Here is a 1,974-nt window from a genome sequence, read left to right on the forward strand (position 1 = left end):
GTATTAGTCAGATTGATGGCGGTGGGGGGACTCTGAACCACTGGTGGAGCGGGAATGTTAGCGATCGGGCTAGTTTTAACGGGAGGAGCGGGAATATTAGCGATCGGACTGGTTTGAGGAGTTTTCTCTACTGGACGAGCGATCGCTATCAATCGATCGAGGTGGCGGGAGTTATTTGGGTGCTGCTCGCGGGGGGAATTCTCAGCTTTGCTCGGGGTGGGGGTGGTGCTGGTTAACCATTGATTGAGACTGAGGAGACTATTAGCAATTAAAAAGATCACCATTGCCCGGATGCCCCAAGGGGTAAAAAAGACATCTTTAGCTGGGGGATAGACGTTAATGACAGCAGCTTCTAGGTATTCTGGTTCCTGAGCGGGATCAATGGCTGAACTGGGTTGATGGACGATCGAGAGGGGCAAATCTTGGGAGGATGGGGGTCGATCGGATTTCATGAGGGTATTAAAGGTTATGCTGAAAAGTTAGCGGGTTTTTTCGTCCTAGTCTAACGTGGTACTCTCTAGATTTTCCAGATGTCTTTACATTCTCTTGACAAGATTTTAGCGGTTATTACTCAACAGGCGGGTTGGGAAGAATATCGCCACTATGAGCAAGTGCTGCAATTATGGCCAAAAATTATTAATCCCCGTCTGTTGGAGCAAACTCGGCCTTTTTCCCTCAATCGCGGGGTTTTATCGGTGGCTACCAGTAGCGCCGCTTTAGCACAGGAATTGTCTTTACAACGCTATAGCTTATTAAAACGGCTTAATAGTCAGTTAGAGACTCCCTTGGGCGATATCCGCTTTTCTGCTGCCCGTTGGCAGCAAGATAGTCAGTTAATTCCTCCAGAAGCGATCGCACCTAAATCCCTGAGAGATCATCCTAGTTATGTCACCCCGGAAAAACCGCAGGAAAATCCCCAGCAACTGGACGGTTTAGAGAGTTGGAGCCAGAAAATACTTCAGAGAACCCGATCCTGGCCGATTTGTCCTCGTTGTCAGTCTCCCAGTCCCTCCGGAGAGCTTGAGCGTTGGCAATGTTGTGCTTTTTGTTTTGCCCAGTCCGGCGGGGTAAAAGATTCAATTTTTTTATAGTCTTGTGGAAAGAGTGGTTTTGAGTCAGGAATCAATTGGCCGATCTTTTCTGTCTTAATTGAACCTGTATTCATCAATTCTATCGAGCTAAGGCTTGATCCCCGCATTGTTATCGCCGATACTAGACCCAATAACCTCGGCCACAACTGAGTTCAACTCTTCAGTTTTGAGACAGTGCTGCTTTTTGCAAAGTAACTATTAAAAGATTCTAAAAACAAAATTTTTTTTGGGGATCACTAAAAACTATATGGCGTATCAGTCCTAGCTATGCTAGTCAGGAAAATACCCTTGGCACGGGGTAGGACAATATTAGACAGAGCAAAAAGAGAGTCATCCCTTGAGTTCCCTATAATCATCTTCCTTTTAAAGCCAACCCATGCAACCCGCAAACTTTCTTACTTCTTCCTGTCGATACTGCCGATACTATCAAACCCAAGGTCGGCGCGGTGGCACTTGTCAACAACTAGATGTTCCCGTCGAAGCTCATTGGAAAGCCTGCGCCCTAGCGATGCCTCCTTTTAGCACTGAATGGCAACAACTCAATCGGGTGGTTAGTTTGGAACAGTCTCTAGAATTAACCTGTGCAGTGTCGCCCACTCCCGTGGTGGTTTCCCCTAGTCGTCATGCTCCCCGACAACCGATCGCAGTTTAGAGTGTCTAGGTCCTAAACAGGAGCAAAAAATTGGCGTTGCCCATTAAAAATATGAATTCACCCTCCCACATCTTTCAGGGCGCTATTTTTGAGATAATAGATGAGTTGATTGTAAAGATAAAACTGGGGAAGGCAGAATTGCTGTAGAAAGTATTCAGGAGTTGAGAGTTGGGGTTTTAGGGTTTTGGGGTATTAGTTGAAATTCCCCTATCTCCCCACACCCCACACCCC

At 46.6% G+C, this 1,974-nt stretch carries 2 protein-coding genes and 1 pseudogene; 2 read left to right on the forward strand and 1 reads right to left on the reverse strand.

Translation table 11 applies throughout. The features are described from left to right. Positions 1-452, reverse strand: a pseudogene (locus IQ224_RS23140) (hypothetical protein); the annotation flags it as partial. Between the two features lie 78 nt (positions 453-530). On the opposite strand from IQ224_RS23140, the gene IQ224_RS23145 reads away from it, so the two are divergent. Then, positions 531-1,091, forward strand: coding sequence for a DUF721 domain-containing protein (locus IQ224_RS23145; protein ID WP_002745781.1), 561 nt, complete (start codon positions 531-533; stop codon positions 1,089-1,091). A 376-nt stretch (positions 1,092-1,467) separates the two neighbouring features. Next, complete coding sequence (locus IQ224_RS23150) at positions 1,468-1,743, forward strand: hypothetical protein (RefSeq protein WP_002745782.1); 276 nt, start codon at positions 1,468-1,470, stop codon at positions 1,741-1,743. Positions 1,744-1,974 lie beyond the last annotated feature (231 nt).

This window comes from Microcystis sp. LEGE 00066 (genome assembly GCF_015207925.1).
Lineage (GTDB): Bacteria > Cyanobacteriota > Cyanobacteriia > Cyanobacteriales > Microcystaceae > Microcystis > Microcystis ichthyoblabe_A.

Excerpts from the sequence above, each read along its gene's own strand:
- IQ224_RS23145 (WP_002745781.1), top strand. The coding sequence starts at position 531 with ATGTCTTTACATTCTCTTGACAAGATTTTAGCGGTTATTACTCAACAG.
- IQ224_RS23150 (WP_002745782.1), top strand. The coding sequence starts at position 1,468 with ATGCAACCCGCAAACTTTCTTACTTCTTCCTGTCGATACTGCCGATAC.